Source organism: Candidatus Thioglobus sp., assembly GCF_028599055.1.
Classification (GTDB): Bacteria; Pseudomonadota; Gammaproteobacteria; order PS1; family Pseudothioglobaceae; genus Thioglobus_A.
The window spans coordinates 1-2,525 of record NZ_JAQRMS010000155.1 but is presented as its reverse complement, the minus strand read 5'-3'; the positions used below and the strand labels follow the sequence as shown (position 1 = coordinate 2,525).

Sequence of the window (2,525 nt, the reverse complement as noted above, 5' to 3'; positions counted from 1 at the left end):
AAATAATGCTTAACTGCTCTCTACCAACCTTAGCAGGCACGTTTGACAATACTTGATCAAAATAATTTTGCTTGCCAACTGCTGAAAAAGCATCCGAAAGATAAGCCTCAGCATTATTAATATGATTTAGTTTGGCATTGGTGTTTGATAACTCTACCGCTACAAAATCTTTATCCACCATGTGCACTTCACCTTGTGGGCAAGACTTAGCAACCGACAGGCCAATTGGGCCATAACCACAGCCTAAATCTAGGCACTTGTCTGTGCTGGCAATATCTAAATATTGCATAAACATCACTGTGCCATCATCAATCGCTCGAGGGCTAAACACGCCCCAACGGGTTTGCAAAGTGAGATCATGACCCAGCAGATTGGTTTGAATCTTAAGGTCTTGTTTTAATTTGGGAATATCGCTTCTAGTAAACATACCCGCCTTATTATACATAAGGGTATTTAACATTCCGCTGATGATAAAATAACGCCCATGAATAGACCTGAATTACTCTCCCCTGCTGGCTCATTAAATCACATGCGTTATGCTTACGCGTACGGTGCTGATGCCGTTTACGCAGGGCAGCCTAGATATTCTCTAAGGGTGCGTAACAATGCTTTTGATTTTGACACACTTAAACAAGGTATTGAAGAAGCACATGCAGCGGACAAGAAATTCTTTGTGGCATCTAACATTATTCCGCATAATGCCAAAATTAAAACCTACATGAAGGATATTGAGCCGGTTGTTCAGCTAAATCCTGATGCGCTGATTATGGCGGATCCTGGGCTGATTATGATGGTTAAAGAAAAGTTTCCAGAACAAGTGATTCACTTATCTGTTCAGGCTAACGCCATTAATTATGCCACGGTTAAATTTTGGAAAAATGCTGGCATTAGTCGCATCATCCTTTCACGCGAGCTATCGCTTGATGAGGTTAAAGAAATTCGCCAAGAATGTCCTGATATTGAGCTTGAGGTTTTTGTGCATGGCGCTTTATGTATTGCTTACTCGGGTCGCTGCTTGCTGTCAGGCTACTTCAACCATCGTGATCCCAACCAAGGCTCTTGCACCAATTCTTGCAGATGGAAATATGACGTTAAAGAAGCAGAAGAAACCTTGGAAGGTGATATTAAAGCAGTGGAAATCAAGGCGCCCGCTGATCAAGTAGTTTTACTGGAAGAGGAAGGTCGCCCGGGTGAGCAGATGCCCGCCTATGAAGACGAGCATGGTACCTACATCATGAACTCTAAAGACTTGCGCGCCATTGAACATGTGCACACTTTAACAGCCATGGGCATTGATTCACTTAAAATTGAAGGCAGGACAAAATCACATTACTACGCCGCTAGAACCGCGCAAGTGTATCGTCAAGCGATTGATGATGCCGTTGCTGGGCGCGAATTCAACCCAGAAGCCTTTGGCGTGTTAGAGAACTTGGCTAATCGAGGCTATACCGATGGTTTTTATCGTCGCCATCAGCCTGAAGAATTACAAACCTATTTTGACAACTATTCACGCTCTAACAAACAGCAAGTTGTGGGTGAAATCCTAGACTATAAAGATGGCAAAGCCTTAATTGAAGCTAAAAATAAATTCAGTGTTGGCGATTCGGTTGAAGTGGTTCTGCCTGATGGATGCTTTAACATTGAAGTTGAATCAATGATTACTGAATTTAACGAAGCGCTTGAAGTTGCCAAAGGCAGTGGCTATCGAGTATGGATCCCAATGCCAGAAATAAAGCCAGAGCTTGGTTTTATTGCTCGAAATTTTGATGAAAAAATCAAAATTAAAAATAAGAACATTAAAAAAGACCCAGAACAAAAAATCCGTCGCCCTTCTTGGTAGTAGCTAAAGCCACTCACGTATAATATCATTCTTTATTGCAAGGTTATATTAACGTGCTTGATCAAATTCATTCACCCAAAGATATTAAAAAACTGGACTTGGTTGAGTTGCAATCTTTGGCAAATGAAATTCGCACATTTCTAATTGAAACCATTCAAGAAACAGGCGGACACTTAGCGCCAAATCTTGGCACCATAGAGATGACACTGGCCATGCACTATGTGTTTGACACGCCAAAAGACAGCTTTGTATTTGACGTTGGCCACCAAGCTTACACTCATAAGATTCTCACCGGGCGTTTTAATCAAATGCATACTTTGCGCCAAAAAAACGGGCTATCTGGCTTTACCAAACGCAGTGAAAGTGAGCATGATAGCTTCGGTGCTGGACACTCTTCAACCTCGATTAGTGCGGCGTTAGGTATCGCTATTGCTAATAATATTCAGCATAACGCCAATAAGTCAATTGCTGTGATTGGTGATGGCGCACTGACGGGCGGTATGTCATTTGAGGCGTTAAATCATGCGGGTGATTCAAATGCAGATTTGTTAATTATTCTAAATGATAACGACATGAGTATTTCTAAGAATGTCGGTGCCATGAACAAATACTTAACCAAACTAATTTCTGGCAAGGCGTACTCCACCATGAAACATAAGTCGTTAGGCTTTTTGGAAAAAATGCC

3 protein-coding genes are annotated in these 2,525 nt (G+C 41.7%); 2 read left to right on the top strand and 1 reads right to left on the bottom strand.

From position 1 onward, the window contains the following. Positions 1 to 427, bottom strand: a 427-nt coding sequence (locus tag PSN35_RS07030) for a methyltransferase (protein ID WP_300031404.1), incomplete at its 3' end; no start/stop codon positions are given. Positions 428 to 484: 57 nt separating this feature from the next. Between PSN35_RS07030 and yegQ the strand changes: the two genes are divergently transcribed. Next, a complete protein-coding gene (yegQ, locus tag PSN35_RS07025) occupies positions 485 to 1,840 on the top strand; it encodes a tRNA 5-hydroxyuridine modification protein YegQ (RefSeq protein ID WP_300031401.1) in 1,356 nt (451 codons plus the stop codon). A 53-nt stretch (positions 1,841 to 1,893) separates the two neighbouring features. Then, positions 1,894 to 2,525: 1-deoxy-D-xylulose-5-phosphate synthase N-terminal domain-containing protein (locus PSN35_RS07020; protein ID WP_300031398.1), on the top strand; the 632-nt coding region annotated here is incomplete at its 3' end.